This is a genomic window from Amphritea balenae (genome assembly GCF_003858655.1).
Classification (GTDB): domain Bacteria; phylum Pseudomonadota; class Gammaproteobacteria; order Pseudomonadales; family Balneatricaceae; genus Amphritea; species Amphritea balenae.
Genome location: NZ_RQXV01000001.1, coordinates 898,705 through 916,973 on the forward strand (window position 1 = coordinate 898,705; position 18,269 = coordinate 916,973).

Consider the following 18,269-nt stretch of genomic DNA (forward strand, 5'->3'; position numbering starts at 1 on the left):
TCACTGAACGGCCTTATTCGTTCTAACTCTAAATTATCAGAACCAGATACCACGTCTGTCATTCGCACAAAACCGACCTGAAGCTTGATCTTTGTTGCCTTAGTGCCTGTGAGATCGCTTACGACGCACTCAGTTTGCGCATAACGTACGGCATATTCAATACTAGCTACTTTTAACACCGCACCAGCGGCTCAAGATAGAAAATAGACGGCATTCTGGACGCACGCTATGAAGAGCAGCTATTCTAAATTTGAGACTAAGTAAACTTAGTCAGAATCCGAGAGGACTACTTCCATGACTAAAACCGTTACCGGAACGTATGAGTCAGCTAATCAAATTAAGAACGTACGAAACGACCTGATTGCAATCGGAATTCCACAGGAACAAATTTATGTTGATGAGGAAAACCAACAGATCAAGGTGATGATAGCGGATGAAACCAAGCCGGAGATTGAAGACATTTTCAAACAGCACGACGCCAGTTCGACGAATGTAACGACAAGTTGACACCTAGAGCATTAATTAGTCGAACCTTGCCCTTCTACTTAACGTCAGTTTTGGGGGATCGCTTTAGCTTTTGAATGTTTCAGTTCATCGAACCAGAATGTCGCCAAATGACACATAACGACGGTCAGATTGGCTTGGCTCTACTAAGTGCCTACTGGTCTCTAACCGATCTTCCACATATATAAAAATCGACAAATCTCTCGACAATTACATTCGCTCAGAATAGAGAACAGCATTTAAAGAATGAGTTACCCGCTCTTTTCCTATTTATCCCAGTCGCTGTCCAACTCTTCTACCCAGGTTCGATAGGCACTCTCGCCATTCGCTTCGATCTGCTGAATCATAAATTCGACCAGTACCCGGACCTTTGCCGGTAGATATTCACGCTTCGGATAAATGCAATAAACGCCGTGTCCTTGTGGCCGGTGGTAGGGCAGAATCGGAACAATACGACCATCTTTTAGCCAATCCCGGGCTATGAAATGGGGTAGCTGGGTCAGTCCCAATCCCTGAGCGCAAAGTTCTGCCAAAGCTTCGCCGTCATCGACAATAAACTGCTGCCCAGGATCATAGTTCTGCTCGTCGTCTCCATCGGGCATTGTCACTGGCATTAATCGTCCCGTCTGCCGATAACGAAAGCGGATCCAGGGGTGGTCGCTGAATTCGGCTGCCGTCGTTGGACATCCGTTCTTTGTCAGATAATCGGGGGCGGCGCAGATCAAAAAATCGACAGGGCTCAGCTTACGAGCGACCAGGCGCCGGTCTTCAAGGCTGCCGCTGCGAATTGTCAGGTCGATCCCTTGTTCCAGCATATCGACATAGCTGTCGTTAAATGACAGTTCCAGCTCAATTTCCGGGTATTGCTGAATAAAACGTTGTAATAACGGCATCACATAAAGGCGTCCGTAAGATACCGGGAGGTTAACTTTTATCCGGCCTTTGGGCTCATCATTGGCTTGTTGAATTCGTTGTTCGCACTGCTCCAGTTCCATTAGGATCTGTCGAGCGGTAATCAGGTATCGACTACCGGCTTCGGTCAAACTTACCTGCCGGGTCGAGCGGTGAAACAGCTTGAAATTCAGGTGTTCTTCTAACCGCGCCATGCCCTTGCTTAACGTCGAAGGGGATAAACCTAAGTGGTTAGCGGCGGCAGCAAACCCACCCTGTTCAACCGATACGACAAACTGCTTCAGTAGACTGAGTTTATCCATAAGTGAAATTTCATCACAACTATTAAGAATAAGATGACATTTAATCACATGCGGCACAGGTTTAATATGCGCTTATCAAGCCGGCTCAATCACTTAAGTAAGTTTCCAATTATCAGGAGTACCACCATGAAAAAGTTGCTGACTACCGCAGCCATATTGGCCAGCATTAGCGCAGGCAGTATCCATGCAAAAACTCAGGTCGAGCTTAGCTTTATTGACCTGAGCCACCCCATCCCCACCTTTGCGCCCAGCACAGAGGATGCCACTAAACCCGATTTAAGCAGGCCCATTGCCAACAGCACTCCTATAGCCGGATTTTATCATCAGGCGGTGTTATATCCGGTCGACAAGTGGGCCACTAATCAGGGGCACTTCGAGAGTGGCGCAATTTTGATTCAGGAGCACAACGGCACCAGTTTTAACGCCCCGAATCATTATTGGAATAATGAACAAAGTGCAGAAACAAGCGCTATACCTTTCGCAGAACGTAAAGCCGCTCATCAGCTGACCACAGCACAACTGACCGGTGATATCGTATTAATCGATGTCTCGCAGCGCGTAGAAAAAGAACTGAAAAAAAATGGCGGAAACCCAAGCCCGGATACGAGTGTCACCGACTTTTCAGACAGCTCCCAGGCGACTATTCGAGCCGCTGATATTCGCGCTGTTGCCGATCAGATAAAAGATGGCGTGTGGCTGGTTGGCCGGGTGGGTTGGGAACAGTTCTATTTTTCTGGCACCGAAGACTGGGATCAATCCCGCTACGTCAACAGCCTGAATCACCCTGGATTCAGTGCTGAAGCGATTGAAGAAATAATCAAAATCATGGATGAAAAACAGATCAAAATCTCAGGTATTGCTGCTGACAGCTTCAGTACCGACTCCGGTCAGGGCGCTAAAGGCACAGATGATAAATGGAGCAATGCATGGCCAGCACATGTGCGCTTATATCAGCGGGATGTGTTGATCGTTGAAAACCTCACCAATCTGGGCGAACTGTCGCAACATCAGGGCCAATGCAGCCTGATGGTGGGGGCGCTAAATCATGTGGGTGGTACCGGTGGCCCGGCACGTGTTATGGCGGTTTGCCAGGCAGACGATACGGCTAGCTGAGAATCATAATTCCAGGCCTCGCTACAACGGCGATTCTGTGACTTGTTTCTTTTTGACTGTTTCAGCAGGTCCTCCTATGAGAGATGACGGAGGGTCTGCAGTGTCATTTTTCCAGCAAAGTTTTCAGGGTCACAGAATAAATCTCAAAATGAACCAATGGAGAATTACTAATGGGTATCCTAACGGAAGAAATGAAGCTGTTGGTTGCACAACACCGCCTGGGGTTCGTGGCAACAGTTGATGTGGATAGCTCACCGAATCTTTCGCCGAAGGGGACCATGGTTGTTCTCGACGACAATCGTATTCTGTTTGGCGAGGTTCGCTCCCCGAACACAATATCGAACCTACAACAAAATCCCGCTCTCGAAATAAACATCGTCGATCCGCTCTCCAGAAAGGGGTTCAGGTTCAAAGGTGATGCACAGTATATAGAGCGGGATTCGTCAGCGTTCGACGAGCTGTATCCGAAGATACACCAGCACTTCGAACAATGGGGTTCCCTAAAAGAGAAGGTACGAGGGGTGGTTGTACTAGAAGTACAACGCGCGCTCAGCATTACATCACCGGCATATGACATCGGAGTAAGTGAAGATGCACTACTGCAACACTTCGGGAGTCATTACGAACATCTCGCCCGGGAAAGACTCACGGGGCTGGCCGCTGTAGATTTCGAGCTGGTCAGTTTCAAGCTGTGTCCATTCGTACAGCGATCTGTGATAACGCTTCTGCATAAGCAAGTGAAATTCCGCATCCGTTACGTGGATCTCTCTGAGCCACCCGATTGGTTCCTGAAGCTGTCTCCAACCGGGAAGGTTCCTTTGCTGTTGGTGGATGGCAACGTGATTTACGAGTCAACCGTGATAAACGAACTGATTGATGAACTAACACCTGTCCGGCTTCATCCTGCTGATCCGATACAGCGTGCACGCAACCGGAGTTGGATCGAATTCAGTTCAAACTGCCTGGTGGACACTCTGCACATGACAACCGCTGAAACCGAAGAGGCGTTTCGCGACGTGGTGAGCGCGAATAAAACTAAACTCGAAATATTGGAGGCTGAACTCGGTGAAGGCCCGTTCTTTAACGGCGCCGACTTCTCATTAGTCGATGCTGCCTACGCACCGCTTTTCACCCGGTTGGCGCTTATCGAGCGTCTACTCCCGGTTTTCGACAGGATAGCATTGCCAAAGGTCGCACAATGGAGCGACCGACTATTAGCGCTACCATCAGTGATCGACTCAGTAGTACACGATTTTCCCGAACTCTACGAAGCATTGATCTGGAAACGTCAGGGGTATCTGGCGCACCACCTGGAAGGAGAAAATGAACACGTTCCTGTTCTTAAGGGGCATTACTAAACTGCCCAGTAACTTTCCTGTTCGTATGCGCCACAAAGCTATAATGACGGCAATATGACACTTACAAGCGCCTGAAAAAGCACATCAGACGCCTACTATCTATCACAAGCCTCTCAATATTATTGATAATTTATTGGTTAGTCCCAGAGTGGCTACCCATTCAGCTCTCAGTTATCTCTGATACAACTTAAACCTATACCCTTCACGCCTCATGCTTTAACACTGAACCTAAGATTCGATTGAGATCTCTCAGCGAATTACAGGTTTCAACATGGGAGCAATAAGGGGCGTACTGACTCATGATCGAATCGCCGCTATCCCAACTAACCTGTCCCTCAGGATTGAGCCACAGCACACGCTGGCTTCGGCGGTAGAGTTCCTCCCACACAGAGACATTGCCATCCTCATTATTATTCCGGGCATCACCCAGCATAATCACAGTGGTTCTATTGTCGATATCACCAAGTCCTATCTGCTCAAAATCTGCCAGTGACTTACCGTAGTTAGTCGACTTATTGCCCCAATGATGTATGACCTCTGCCAGCGCCTGGTCCATATCCTGCTGCTCAAACAGCTGCGTCACTTCAGCCATATCCGATGAAAATACAAAAGAACGTACATTCGGTAGAACATCCTGCAGAGAGTAGAGAAACAGCAGAAGAAACCTGGCCACTTTACTCACCGAGCCACTGACATCACATATCACCATCACCTTAGGTCGTTCAACCCGGGTAGATTTCCACTTGGTATGAAACAGAAAACCATCGTAGGCGGCGTTGGCAGCGATAGTGCGCCTGACATCCAGTAAACCACGTTTGGTAATCCGCCTTCTGCGACTATGCATACTGGCAAGACGTTTAGCCGCCTTGCGTACTAACTCACCCATGAGCTTGTAATTACGCTGATCGATACTGGTCAGGCTAATTTTTTGTATGTTACTTTCGCGTCGTTTATGCGGTTCATTTTGATTGAACAGCAGATACTGCTGTTCAACATAGTCACGCACCTGTTGTTGCAGCCGGGTTCTACGCTGGCGAAGTAACTGCACTTCGGCACAGTTCTCATCAGAATCGGCCATTTCAGCTAATTCCTGTTGTAACTCGCCATCACCCAGCGCCTGCATCACCCGATAAGTGACCATCGGCACCTGGGTCATAAAGGTCACGTCCTGAGCCCCGGCCGCTGCTGCGGCACTGGTCATCATGACCTGCATCGCGGACGGGTCATTGCTCATCAGTTGCTGCGCCAGAGGTGACTCCAGCTGATTAACGAGCTCTGAAACAGGTTCTATCGCTTCGTTATCAGACTTGTAATTAGCTACGCTATCCGCTGAGCTTGCCCGATTATCATCTTTAAGCTGATCATCCCGGTTAAAAGAGTGATTAAAGTAGCGGTCGAATATCTGATCAAATATCAGCCGATGTTCCAGACATTTAGTCAACGTCATACCCAGCGATTGCTTTAGCAGTGGTGCGTTATCGATGCCGACCAACTGAGCTGCGTTTAATGCATCCAGCGTCTCAGACGATGAGATAGGTAAACCCGCCTGTCGCAGTGCATGGATAAAATCGCCTAATACTTTTTGCATGATCAGTTTCGACCCGAGCCGATTAACGTTGCTTGGTAGCTACTTTCAGAAGGTTGTGTATCTCAGGTTCAACCGCTTCAATATCATCCTGAAACTTGAGCAGCAGATTAAGTGTGGTTTTTACCCACTCGTGATCCAGGTTATCGACATTGAGCAATAATAACGCCCGGGCCCAGTCAATCGTTTCACTGACAGCGGGCACCTTTTTCAAAGACATGTCCCGAAGTTCACCGATAAACTCAACTAACTGCTGTTTAAGTTTGTCATTCAGTTCCGGCACCTGAGCGGTAATGATCTTTTGCTCTATCGCTTTTGACGGGAAAGGAATATAGAGATGCAGACAGCGACGCTTAAGCGCATCACTCAGCTCCCGGGTATTATTACTGGTTAGAAACACCAGCGGTTTCGACTTAGCTTTTACTGTGCCTAACTCGGGAATAGATATTTGATAGTCCGACAGAAGCTCCAGTAAAAACGCTTCAAATTCCTGGTCGGCTTTATCGATTTCATCAATCAGAAGAATAGCTCCGTCTTCCGATCTTAATGCTTCCAAAAGCGGACGGGGCTCGAGAAATTCATCCGAGTAAAAAATATCCCCGAACTGATGCAAACGGGAAACCGACTCATCCAGTCCTTTAGCCCCCCGCATAACATCACCTAGTTGATCTTTCAGTAACTGGGTATAGAGCAGCTGCTTGCCGTACTTCCATTCGTAGAGAGCCTTGGCCTCATCAAGTCCTTCATAACACTGCATACGAATTAAGGGAGCAGACAACAGGTCAGCTGTTTTCTTTGCTAACTCCGTTTTACCCACACCCGGAGGACCCTCGACTAAGATCGGCTTTTGCAGATGGCAGGCCAGATAAACCGAAGTGGCAATAGCATCACTACAGATGTAACCCAAGGCTTCAAACTGCTGTTTGATGGTATCTGGGGAGTTGATTTTATCCTGATTTCGAATGATCACCGGAGGTCTCTATTTTGCCCATTTACATGATTGTATGACCGACCCAGGCAAGAAGCTAGGGTTTTCCCTTATTACAATCTGTACTTGTACAACTTAGCGTCCTCTATAGGCAAAGTCTGTCTTATGGTTTAGACCATTCTCGAATACTTTTAATCTCTGCCGGTTTAATATTCAGTGATTCGAGAAACCGCTGATGCCCTTCCGGTTTTGTCTGTTCAAAATGTATATGCCAGTTGTGCTGATCTTCATCTGTCAGACCGGCATCTGACATTATCTGAGTCCAACGCTCTTTACTGATCACCTTCTCTTCCACGAGCTCAGGCTGTTCCATAAACTGCAGGATGGCTTTCTGTTGCAGCCTTAATTGTTGTATCTCCCACTCTAGTGCATTGAACTGATCCTGCAGAATCTTTTCCTGGCAGGCATCATTAGATCTGTCTATCAGGTTCGACAGTTGGGCCACAGGCACGCCAAATGATCGGTATGCCATAATTTTTTCCAGCCGATTAATCTCCTCAGGCCCATACCAGCGATAACCATTTTCAGAGCGGGTCCTGGGCAGCAAAAGCCCTTCCCGCTCGTAGTACAAAATACTGGTTCGCGAGATACCAAACTGTTTTGCCAGCTGAGAAACCGTCAACATCACTTCTTACCTTTTCATTAGGTGCACTACAATTAAAGCTTACACTTATAGACAGGTTAATCGCCCGACTCTAAATAACCAAGCATCCAGATAACCAGCTACAAACCACTTCAGGTAAGCGGCTTGGTTTTATTTGATCGTAAACTTAAAACAAGGGGTATCACAGCGCTGCAGATGAGGATGAAAACACCTAGAAATGCTAAAGAATCAGGTATTTCAGAAAACAGTAAATAACCGAAAATCAACGAGTATATTATTTTCGCGTATTCAACGTTTGCCACCACATTGGCTTCAGTCAGTTGGTAGGCTGTAACCCCGACCCACTGCGCAACCGAGGAGATTATTCCGACCAGAATAAGTAACATCAGTTCGTAAAAAGAAGGCCATTGCCATGAATATAAACTGGGTATCAGGGCGATCAATCCGACAAAAACAGCCTGGTAAGTCAGTAATACAATACGAGACTCTGTTCTAGACAAGCTGCGCACACAAACAACGGCTATCGCAGCTCCCAATGCACCACACAAACCCGCCAAGGTATACAGCGCGGTACTGCTTTCAAATGTAGGCTGCACTATCAGCATTACGCCGAAAAAGCCCACCAACACTATCATCATTCTTGAAAAACCAACCGATTCCGCCAGGCATATCCGTGATATAAGGGCGACAAACAGCACCTGGGTAAAGCCCAGCGCCGTCGCATCGGCCAATGGAATATTACTCACCGTAACAAAGCCCAGATACAGAGCCATAAATGCCCCGAGAATTCTTAAGGTATGCAAATGAATCAATCGCGGTTTTATCAGTGTATCGATGGAAACCACAATCGCAGGTGTCAGCAATGCAACAAATATTATCTGACGGAAAAGCAGTATCTGAAACAGATCGATTCGTTCGCTCAGAATTCGTACCAGTACCCCGACCAATACAAACAATCCTGTCGATACCAGAGCAAGCATGACGCCCTGCATCGGTTGAGACAGGGCTTTGCCAAATTTATTTTTTATCCAGATAAAAGGCAATTGGTTAGATCGTATCTGATTCATTAAGACGAACCTCATCATCGGTTAAACTGAGATAGTGAGGCTTACACCTATAGACAGGTCAACAGATGACCCTGATATTAAATGCGCTGAATTTATCCGCTTAAATCAACAAGCAGAATGTCCTGCCAGATAGGGCGCTATATTGTTCATCATCTGTGCCACGTACGCCTCTTTCTCCCCAACAGGGGCCACATAATGAATCGCGCTTTGTGCCGCTTCAACGCCTTCGAGGCGAGCAATTACCCAGGCGGCAAGATATGAAGATGCAAGGCAACCACCCGCGCTGGCAACATTACCCTTAGCAAAAAAGGGCTGATTCAAAACCTCGATACCCGCCTCCTGAACCCAGGGTTTAGTGGTCAGGTCAGTACAGGCCGGTACTCCATTAAGTAGCCCTAGCCTGGCCAGTACCAGCGTACCGGAGCATTGCGCGCCTAAGAGCTGCCGGGATGGATCAAGTTGTAACTGCGTCATGATTGATTCGTCCGCTACAACGTCACGGGTTTTCATACCACTACCGACAATAACCGCATCAGCAGTGCAAGCTTCCTGCAGAGATACGTGGCGCTCCATTACCACAGCATTCATCGATTCAATACGCTTAGAGGGGCTGGCGATAGTGACCCGCCAGTCAGGCTTTTTAATACGATTCAGAACACCCAGGGCGATAAGGGAATCAAGTTCATTGAAGCCATCAAAAGTCAGAATTGAGATATGCATAGCGGTGTCCTTGCTTAATTCAGTTTGCGATAAGGCATCCTACTTCGTAATATCATGACAATAAAATTATTGTCATGGGTACATTAGCGATGGGTCAGTCTCGATATAAAGCGCTGGTCGACAACTTTGCTGCGGATATAAGAGATGGCAAACTCTCACCAGGCACACAGCTTCCTACCCATCGGCAACTGGCTGCAGAGCAAGGCATCGCCCTGGTAACAGCCTCAAGAGTCTATGCTGAGTTAGAAAAAATGGGCCTGATTTCCGGGGAAGCCGGCAGAGGGACATTTGTCAGAGAAACCTCTGTGCCCATGAATCACGGTATTGATCAACAACCCGTTAGTGAGGGTATGATCGATCTGAACTTTAACTCCCCCTCCTTACCGCAACAAACCGATATGCTACGCGATGCATTACGACAGCTGGCCTGTGCTGGTGATCTGGAAGCCCTGCTGCATTACCAACCCCACGCGGGGCGTACGCACGAACGATCAGTCATAGCCAGGCACCTGCACCATCGGGATATTAATGTCGATGCTGATCGCGTCATCATCGTCAATGGTGCGCAGCATGGTCTGGCGACAAGCGTTATGGCACTGTTAAATCCGGGTGATGTGGTCGCTGTTGATGGTCTTATTTATCCTGGCTTCAAAGTGCTTGCCGAGGTACAGCAACTGGAACTGGCACCGATCTTATTAACCGAGCAGGGCCCCGATCTTGATGCTCTGGCAACGCTATGTGAGAGCCGTAAAGTAAAAGCAGTTTATGCAATGCCAACACTACACAACCCAATGGGTTGGGTAATGGATATTGAATGGCGACACAAGCTAATTGCAATTGCCCGCCAGCACAATCTACTCATTATCGAAGATGCTGCTTATGCCTTCCATGCGCCTAATCCTCCAGCGCCACTGGTTTCTCTTGCCCCGGATATAACTGTCTACGTGTCTGGTCTTTCTAAAAGTATTGCGACAGGGTTACGGGTCGGATTTGTCGTTGCCCCCGATCAATGGATACCTAAAATCGAGCGGGCAATTAGAGCAACTACCTGGAACACCCCGGCACTGATGAGTGCTATCGCTTGTCGATGGATAGATGACGGGACCGCGATTCAACTGGAAGCTGAGAAACGTCAGGATGCGATGATCCGACAATCAATGGCCAGAGAAGTATTCCAGGGCTTTGAATATATAAGTCACCCTGCTTCGTACTTTATCTGGCTGCCTCTGCCGGACGAGATTCGGGCAGATAAGATTGTTATGCAGCTGCTACAGGATAATATTTCAGTTTCAACCGCTGAGCCTTTTGCAACAACAGATCATGTCCCGCATGCATTGCGTATCGCACTTGGCTCGGTAGATCTGGACAAGCTTCAAACGGCTTTAACCCGGGTAAGAAGCGTCATCGATGGATATGCCTATTAGTGCATTGGCCTTTATTATCCAACAACCTCTGACTTTAATGTCGATTAAAAGTCGCCCTTAAACAGGATCAAACCAGACCCCCTTTCTTCGCAATGAATCCGGTAAATGGGTATTGATTGTTCCAGCGTCTATACTTTTTTACATGCCCAGCATAAGCCCCTACAAAAGTTACGGCATTGAGTCTAAAGCTCAAGCATCTTAAGAGGAGAATCTGACATGACGCCGGATAAGAAGGATACCCATGCCCATGACGAGGATTTTCTGATGCCGGGAGATAAACGCGACCCGGATTATAAGGACCGCCCCGACCCAGTCGGTTCACCGGTGAAAGGACTGCGTTTTATCGGCATTTTGGCGGGGCCGATTGTTGCTCTTCTGATCCTGTTTTCATCGCCCCCTGACGGTATGCCACCCGAAGCCTGGCGTTTGGTCGCTATGGCCTCCTGGATGGTTATCTGGTGGCTGACAGAAGCGATACCTATCCCGGCTACTGCACTACTACCTATCATTCTGATGCCACTGCTCAATATCGACAAAATAAAACCGGTAGCCGCCAATTATGCCCACCCACTGATCTATCTGTTCCTCGGTGGCTTTTTATTAGCCGCGGCTATGCAACACGTAGGCCTTCATCGGCGTATCGCACTTAAGATTGTGAGCTGGGTGGGTACCTCACCATCGAGGATTATTCTTGGCTTTATGCTGGCCACCGCCTTTCTGTCGATGTGGATCTCCAATACAGCGACCACCATTATGATGTTTGCTGTCGGCCTTTCAGTTATCGATTTCGTCGCCCACCATACCGACGATGACAAGATAGTGCGTAACTTCGGAGTCGCGCTGATGTTATCGATTGCTTACAGCGCTTCAATTGGCGGTGTAGGTACGCTGATCGGCACGCCGCCTAACGCCCTGCTTGCCAGCTTTCTGCAAAACACCTACAACATCGAGATTACGTTTTTTAACTGGATGTTGCTCGGTGTACCGGTGGTCATAGTGATGCTGCCGACTACCTGGCTGATTCTGACACGTTTTCTGTTTCCCTCACATCAAATTGCTATTGGCGATGCAGGCAGCGTAGTAAAGAGTGAACTGGCTGCACTTGGCGTTATGTCCAGAGGTGAAAAACTGGTGGCTATTGTTTTCCTCGGTGCGGCACTAGGCTGGATCTTCCGTAAGTTTTTGGTGAATCTAACCGGACTTCCGATTACCGATACTATCATCGCATTAGTCGCTGCAATGATACTCTTCGCAGTACCGATCTCCCGCAAACGGGGTGAGTTTGCACTGGACTGGGAAGCCGCACGCAACGTGCCCTGGGGCGTGCTGCTACTGTTCGGTGGTGGCCTGGCTCTTGCCAGCGGATTCAAAGGCACCGGACTGGCTGAATGGATAGGTAACTCGGTCGGCGGCGTCGAGATCAGCACCCTGGCACTGGTTCTTCTGGTCACTATCGCGATAGTCTACCTGACCGAGATCACCTCAAACACAGCCTCCACGGCAACCTTCCTGCCCATTCTTGCGGCGGTTGCTCTTGGTCTGGGGTTAAACCCGATCGTCCTCTGCGTACCTGTCGCATTAGGTGCATCTATGGCCTTTATGATGCCGGTTGCTACTCCCCCTAATGCGATCGTATTCTCATACGAGAGGATGGAGCTGCGGGATATGGTCCGCGCCGGTTTCTTACTTAATCTGCTGGCTATCGCCGTCGCTTTTGGCATGTTCACACTGCTGGCGAAGCTGGTCTTCAACATTGACCTATGACCTTCTCTGGCGACGGTAAGACAGATGAAACCCGGCTACTCATTTAGCCGCATTCGCTAGGTACTTTGGTCTATCATCTCTTCCACTTTGCCTGTGGGCACTCTTAGTATGGAGTTAAATCGAGGAGGATGATCATGAGCTTACTATCAACACTGAAGTCACTGTTTACCCCACTGCCCGAGGGTGCGATCCGCTATAAAGGCTTTACCATTACAGCAACTCCCGAGCAGGATGGCGGTCAGTTCCGTATCAGCGGGGTCATCCGTAAGAAAAACCAGCAGCATAGCTTCACACTGGTAGATCAGGTGGCAGACAGAGATCTCTGCGTACAACATTCGCAGCAGAAAGCTAAGATATTTATTGATCAGAAAGCACTGAGTATCCTGAGCTAAACGTTTACTGCCAATCCAGCCTGATACCTTAATCTTTAAGAAATAAAAAGGCCCTTCGAATTCGAAGGGCCTTTCTGGCAAGCTAAGTTAGCTAAATCATGAAGCTGTCAGCTCGCGCTTCAGCGCATCCTTATTCACCTGGTTTTTATCGCTCTGCACTAATGGCAGGGAGCGCTTATAAATAATCCGGCCAGGAATCATATAAGAGGCCAGATGCTTCTTAAGCTCGAAGATAATCTCTTCTCCGGAGATCTCGCTCGGTGCTGAATACACCATCACGATTTCCTCTTCAATCTGTTCATTCTCCAGACCGAAAACAGCACACTGATCGATCTGAGGAATATTCTTAGCAACAACCGATTCCACCTCATATGGAGAAACCCGGAAACCACGGGTTTTGATCATATTGTCATGGCGGGAAACGAAGTACAGATAGCCCTCTTCATCTTTATAAACGTAGTCACCGGTGGCGACAACGATCTCATCGGTCAGCTGACCTTCAAGATTGATGACATCCTTCAGAATATCAACCGACTTAAAGCGCAATGCATTCTGTTCAGGCGCGTTCCAGAAACCACGGTAGATATAACCGCCGCGATGAATCAACTCGCCGACTTCACGTACGCCACACTCTTTGCCTTCATCGTTGATCACATAGAGTTCAACATCAGGGATCGCCTTACCGATAGAGTCCGGGCGAATCTGTACCTGAGAGGGATCAAGATAAGTAGAACGGAACGCTTCGGTCAGGCCATGCATAGAGTAGAAGTCGGCGTTACGGAAGGTGTTTTTGCAGTCTTTGATCATCTTCGCGGTAACATTACCACCGGAAGAAGTGATGGTTTTCAGATGATCAAACAGTTCCGGACTCGGAATCCGCTGCATACCGTCCTCAAACATCTGTGAGATATTAACCGGCATCAGCGGTAACACCGTGACTTTATCGTTGATCAGATGATTAAAGAAATCATCCGGCAGGATAAAGCGATGCAGCGCCAGCGTAGCCCGTTTGTACAAGCTACAGAAGATCTGGTTAAGGCCGTAATCCAGGTTGAAAATCAACAGACCCGAGATCACATCATCTTCTTCAAGATTCAGGTACTGGGAAACCACACGGGCAGAATCGATCAGGTTCCGGTGTGAAATAACAATCCCTTTCGGTGTACCGGTCATACCAAACGAATAAGTAATTATCGCGTTATCATGGCCGTTGATATCACACACATAAGGCTTGTTGTAATACTTATAAATCTCTTCAAATGAAGCGATCTCTTTCGCCGTGGTCTCATAAGAAAGGATATGACCATCGAAGTTGATCTCTTCAATGCTTTCCAGCTTAAGCTTATCGGTGATAATACATTTGATATCGCAATCATTAATAATGTATTCAACCTGCTCAGGCTTAAGCATCTTAGTCAGCGGGACCAGAATGTAATCGGTCGACAGAATCGCCAGTACCGCAACCACCTGCTCAATACCTTTGTTGGAATAGATACCAATACGGGTATTTTTCGGCAGATCCAGCTCTTTCAGATAAAAAGCGACCTGGTTAACCCTGGCATAGAGTTCGCCATAGCTGATGCTCTTTTCATTAAACACCAGCGCCGTTTTGTCGCTGTGGGTCTCAACAGCACTTTCAAGAAGGGCACGAATACAGTTAATTGACATCATTCTTTTCCTTTAGCAACTCTTGCCTTTTTGCAACTATTACCATTTCGCAGCTATTAACTTTTAGCAACTTTTAACCTTTAGCACCAAGGGTCCAGATATCATAGTTGGTATCCAGAACCACCACAGGTTTATGGTCAGAGGTCAGAATTTTTTTATAGAAGAAGGATACAATATCCTCGATCTCTTCAGTGGTTAAAACCTTGGTTATACCACCGGTAAGCACAATAGAATTGATCGCCAACAACTTCAGGTTTATATAGGCCTTGCGGTAATGGGAGATCTTGCACAGCACCAGAAAGATCGCCAGCTGCATCAGGATACGGGTGGCTTTTTCACTCTGTTCATTGAAGATGTTCTCGGTCACCTTCAGGTGCATCAGCAGCTCGTAAACAAACTCATTATTCTGTGCAGCAAAGATCAGCGACTGCTTGGACTTATACACACCCAGCTTTTTGAATACCATACGATCGTATTCATTCTCGGTAACCAGATTGTCATCAACCAGATCTTTCGAGTAGTGGATATCCGTCGTCGCGCCACCGATATCCAACAGGATAAACGGATCGACTACCGAGTAGCGAGCATCGATATGAGGCAAGGTTTTATTAACAATATAAGGCGTTGAGTAGATCTGGTTAGCCGTAATATCGTACAGGTTTTTAATATCTTCCTTACCTTCGATATCCTGCTGATAAAGGTTAGTCAGATACTCTTTCAGATGCTCTTCAACAATATGCAGTTTGTTATCGATAATATTGGGCAAAATGGCAATATTTTCGATGTTCTGCTTAAGCACCGGAGCATCCTGCTCGCTACCGACAAAGACGACATTAGAGTAGTTCAGCTGGCTCAGATAGTTGTACAGGCTTTCATTAAAGATACCGGCACAGGAATCGATACCGCCAACAATAATAACCACATCAACCAGATCGCTGGGGATCGAGTACTCTTCGATATTCTGATACAGAATCGTATCAATAATATTGATGCCCGAGTTAAACGCGATATTGGTCGCATACTTTAACGAGAAAGAGTTAGTCACACCGATAATCAGTGTGCTTAAGCCTCCGTTAGCTGATGAACAGATATGTACATCGTCTTTATCAAAACGATCAATCGTATCACCACAGCGGTGCACCAGATCATCCAGGATATCTTTATTAAAATCCCGGAAATGCTGTTCAATGCTGTCTGCTGTACTGACCTTAAAATAGGTACTGCCCACATCAATAAGCAGTTTGTCGTTACCCTGGCTAGTCGATTTATTCATAGGATCGCTCACTGCATAATGCCTATATCGTGGACAATATCATTAACAATACTGGTGGTGTCTTTAGTCAGATCACACTGAGCCTTTTCATACTCGTAACAACGATCAGGAATAGGCACGTTACCCCGCTTAATAATGCGGATATTTTTCTTCGCATCACGGATGGTAATCATCTCGTTATGATTAATGATATGCGGTGAGAAAGGTACATCGATGATGCCATTCTTAATGGAGTTAAATACTTTACGCCACAAGGTATCCGCAGGGTCGTTAAACACAGCCTCCATGATCGCTTTTACCTCAAGCGTCAGGATCTCCTCTTCCTCTTCATCAACAATGGTCGGCAAACCATTCAGAATCCGCAGGGTGTACTGGGTATTGGCCACTGTTTTAGCGTTGGCTTCCTTGGTTGGAATACCGGCCGCTTCTTCCCGGGTTTTAGTGATGATCTTGTCGGCACCGACCATGGATGCGATCACAGTCGACATGTTGATCAGCTGCTCGGCATAATCTTTATTCATCGGGAAAGCGCCCATCCACTGGTGGTAAACCAGGTGAATATCCGCGTCGCCACAGTTGATCTGTTCGGCGTAATACCTGGCCATCTTTTTGATCACAGCACCCATCACAATATCCTGGTTCATCGAACCGGTTTGCGAGAAAGATACCGAGAAGGATTTAACCCCCTCTTCCAGTGACAGCAGCATTTCCAGTAACTGAATTACGATGGTAATCGCCGGCGGAACCAGGGTCGCGGTCAACGGACCAAAGGATTCACGGTTGATCGGTTCGTTCAATTCAGAGTAATTTGCGCACACTCGCTCAACATACTTCCAGTACAGAAACGCTTTATCCAGTGGGAAGTTCTTTGAGTAAGGCAGCAGATAAGTGATCGGACCGCCTTCAATCTCAAAAATACCGGACGCGATCGCTGTTTCGATCAGCAAGCGGGCATCAGGGGTACCGTGACGCAGGCTCACCGGTTTATTGAAATGAGTGATCATCTTACGGGTAGTACGATAACCATGATTGACCAGTGGGTAACCGTTGAGCATATCGACATCGTTTTCTTCACTCAGTCGCAGCATCTTACTGGCGGTAGCGTAATCGTTCAGACGGGTATTAGAATCGATTGTCAGGGGCAGGACATCAACATTTGCCTCTACGAAAAACTCGTTCAGGGCAAACTGCTTTTTATAGGTTGGAAAGCCACCCCGTGGCTGTACCAGCATTTTGTCACTGTTTTTAAAACGGTGGGAAATAAACAGATCTTTGCTGGCGTTTTTTACAAACTCAGTTACTTCGGCAAAATCAAAAGTATCAACAAATTCATTGCTGAGAATGATCTCCCTTTCTTCTTGCAACAAACTCATTTCAGGTTTCTCTTTTCTATTAACTCTTCCAGCCAGTCGAGTCCGGTATTCAGGTCGATCTGATGACACACCAGATCAAAACCGTAGTTCTTGTACTTAGGCACGATCTGCTCGGCATCACCGCTACCCACAACCAGATTGCCACCGATCATCATAATCAGGTTATCAAGATTCTTATATTTAGCTTTCAGCGGTTTAACTTCCCGGCTCCAACCTTCTGCCTCGCCATTCAGCGATGAGATCAGCAGTACATCTGCGCCGGTTTCAACAACCGCATCAAAAAACTCTTCCAGGTAGGTGTTAACCCCCAGATTAAAAACCTCAAAGCCTCTCGCCCGAAGAGAAAGATCTATTAGCCGATTCGCGACAACATGGATATCGTTGCCGACTACGCCTGTCACTACCTTCATATCACCCTAATGCCTGACTTAAAAAATCAAAGGCGCAATGATAACAAATGTTTATGCTAAAAACGGCCCTACGGTGGTAGAATTGTGCATCAAAAATGTAAACAGGATGCTTTTATGTCGTTTTTTACAGCGGATATCTGTGATGAGCACAGCGAAAAGGCCTTTGTACTTGGCCCAGACTACAAAAACTACGGTGGCGCTGATAAATGTGAAGGCGAGATAGTTACAGTCAAACTAGACAAAAACAACTCCGAACTGATCAAACTCCTGCGGGACGTAGATGGCACCGGCAAGGTTGTCGTGGTTGATGTGGATCGTGAATACTACGCTGTTGTGGGCGAGAACCTGATGAAGTTTGCCCGCGATAACAACTATGCCGGCATCATTGTTAACGGTTATATCCGCGATACTTTCCAGATCAAAGATATCCCGGTGGCGTTATATGCAATCGGTACCTGCCCTCGAAAATATATCCCGGTCACACAGGGCGAAACCGCTGTACCGGTATCCTTTGATGGTATTGAATTCAAAAACGGCGACTACCTGTATGCCGACACCGATGGTGTAATCGTTTGCGCTGAAAAGATCGTTTAACTCTTTTTCAGAGATAAAAGAACGCGGCTTATGCCGCGTTTTTTTTATGTCTGCAGTGAATCATGCCACCTCTAAGAAAATGGCTAGGGAAGGTGCGAATAAGTCCATTGTTTTCTCTGTGGGCTCTAGAACGGCCTAATGCGCGAAAGACAGTGCAGTGAAATGTCTGGACCTTTTCAAACTGTCTAACAAAGCAGGAGGCCGTTTTAGAGCCCACC

The 18,269-nt window shown here is 47.3% G+C and carries 17 protein-coding genes; 7 read left to right on the plus strand and 10 right to left on the minus strand.

The window, feature by feature from the left end; translation table 11 throughout:
* Positions 1 to 294 precede the first annotated feature (294 nt).
* Complete coding sequence (locus tag EHS89_RS03985) at positions 295 to 507, plus strand: hypothetical protein (protein ID WP_124924792.1); 213 nt, start codon at positions 295 to 297, stop codon at positions 505 to 507.
* A gap of 263 nt (positions 508 to 770) precedes the next feature.
* Here the strand turns inward: EHS89_RS03985 and EHS89_RS03990 are convergent, their stop codons facing one another.
* Positions 771 to 1,718, minus strand: coding sequence for a LysR family transcriptional regulator (locus EHS89_RS03990; protein WP_124924793.1), 948 nt, complete (start codon positions 1,716 to 1,718; stop codon positions 771 to 773).
* A 126-nt stretch (positions 1,719 to 1,844) separates the two neighbouring features.
* Here EHS89_RS03990 and EHS89_RS03995 point away from each other — a divergent pair, with 126 nt between their 5' ends.
* On the plus strand, positions 1,845 to 2,831 hold the full coding sequence (locus EHS89_RS03995) for a cyclase family protein (protein ID WP_124924794.1): 987 nt from the start codon (positions 1,845 to 1,847) through the stop codon (positions 2,829 to 2,831).
* 170 nt (positions 2,832 to 3,001) lie between these two features.
* Entirely contained in the window at positions 3,002 to 4,189 is a 1,188-nt protein-coding gene (locus tag EHS89_RS04000) for a pyridoxamine 5'-phosphate oxidase family protein (protein WP_124924795.1), read from the plus strand.
* A gap of 202 nt (positions 4,190 to 4,391) precedes the next feature.
* Here EHS89_RS04000 and EHS89_RS04005 read toward each other — a convergent pair whose 3' ends face one another.
* The 5 genes from EHS89_RS04005 to EHS89_RS04025 all read right to left on the minus strand — a co-directional run bounded on the left by EHS89_RS04005 (position 4,392) and on the right by EHS89_RS04025 (position 9,153).
* Positions 4,392 to 5,777 (minus strand): vWA domain-containing protein, encoded by a 1,386-nt coding sequence (locus tag EHS89_RS04005; protein ID WP_124924796.1) that lies wholly within the window; start codon positions 5,775 to 5,777, stop codon positions 4,392 to 4,394.
* A gap of 22 nt (positions 5,778 to 5,799) precedes the next feature.
* A complete protein-coding gene (locus tag EHS89_RS04010; RefSeq protein WP_124924797.1) occupies positions 5,800 to 6,744 on the minus strand; it encodes an AAA family ATPase in 945 nt (314 codons plus the stop codon).
* A 121-nt stretch (positions 6,745 to 6,865) separates the two neighbouring features.
* A complete protein-coding gene (locus EHS89_RS04015) occupies positions 6,866 to 7,387 on the minus strand; it encodes a MerR family transcriptional regulator (RefSeq protein ID WP_124924798.1) in 522 nt (173 codons plus the stop codon).
* 110 nt (positions 7,388 to 7,497) lie between these two features.
* On the minus strand, positions 7,498 to 8,433 hold the full coding sequence (locus EHS89_RS04020; RefSeq protein ID WP_188885227.1) for a DMT family transporter: 936 nt from the start codon (positions 8,431 to 8,433) through the stop codon (positions 7,498 to 7,500).
* 105 nt (positions 8,434 to 8,538) lie between these two features.
* The gene (locus EHS89_RS04025; protein WP_124924799.1) at positions 8,539 to 9,153 is read right to left on the minus strand and encodes a DJ-1/PfpI family protein; all 615 of its coding nucleotides are present in this window, start codon (positions 9,151 to 9,153) and stop codon (positions 8,539 to 8,541) included.
* A gap of 74 nt (positions 9,154 to 9,227) precedes the next feature.
* Here EHS89_RS04025 and EHS89_RS04030 point away from each other — a divergent pair, with 74 nt between their 5' ends.
* From EHS89_RS04030 to EHS89_RS04040, 3 genes are all read left to right on the plus strand, one after another.
* Positions 9,228 to 10,577 (plus strand): aminotransferase-like domain-containing protein, encoded by a 1,350-nt coding sequence (locus tag EHS89_RS04030; RefSeq protein ID WP_229753478.1) that lies wholly within the window; start codon positions 9,228 to 9,230, stop codon positions 10,575 to 10,577.
* Between the two features lie 216 nt (positions 10,578 to 10,793).
* A complete protein-coding gene (locus EHS89_RS04035) occupies positions 10,794 to 12,341 on the plus strand; it encodes an SLC13 family permease (protein ID WP_229753477.1) in 1,548 nt (515 codons plus the stop codon).
* 134 nt (positions 12,342 to 12,475) lie between these two features.
* A complete protein-coding gene (locus EHS89_RS04040; RefSeq protein WP_170167403.1) occupies positions 12,476 to 12,733 on the plus strand; it encodes an HlyU family transcriptional regulator in 258 nt (85 codons plus the stop codon).
* A gap of 96 nt (positions 12,734 to 12,829) precedes the next feature.
* Here the strand turns inward: EHS89_RS04040 and EHS89_RS04045 are convergent, their stop codons facing one another.
* The 4 genes from EHS89_RS04045 to glmS form a co-directional block, all read right to left on the minus strand.
* Positions 12,830 to 14,404 (minus strand): AMP-binding protein, encoded by a 1,575-nt coding sequence (locus EHS89_RS04045; RefSeq protein ID WP_229753475.1) that lies wholly within the window; start codon positions 14,402 to 14,404, stop codon positions 12,830 to 12,832.
* A 70-nt stretch (positions 14,405 to 14,474) separates the two neighbouring features.
* Positions 14,475 to 15,674 (minus strand): glutamate mutase L, encoded by a 1,200-nt coding sequence (locus EHS89_RS04050; protein WP_124924802.1) that lies wholly within the window; start codon positions 15,672 to 15,674, stop codon positions 14,475 to 14,477.
* Positions 15,675 to 15,682: 8 nt separating this feature from the next.
* A complete protein-coding gene (locus EHS89_RS04055; protein ID WP_124924803.1) occupies positions 15,683 to 17,047 on the minus strand; it encodes a methylaspartate mutase in 1,365 nt (454 codons plus the stop codon).
* Positions 17,044 to 17,457 carry a methylaspartate mutase subunit S gene (gene glmS, locus EHS89_RS04060; protein WP_124924804.1) on the minus strand — a complete coding sequence of 138 codons (414 nt, stop codon included), beginning with the start codon at positions 17,455 to 17,457 and terminating at the stop codon, positions 17,044 to 17,046. The genes EHS89_RS04055 and glmS overlap by 4 nt, the downstream gene beginning before the upstream one ends.
* A 114-nt stretch (positions 17,458 to 17,571) precedes the next feature.
* Between glmS and rraA the strand changes: the two genes are divergently transcribed.
* Positions 17,572 to 18,051, plus strand: a complete 480-nt coding sequence (rraA, locus tag EHS89_RS04065) for a ribonuclease E activity regulator RraA (protein WP_124924805.1) — start codon at positions 17,572 to 17,574, stop codon at positions 18,049 to 18,051.
* Positions 18,052 to 18,269: the final 218 nt, after the last annotated feature.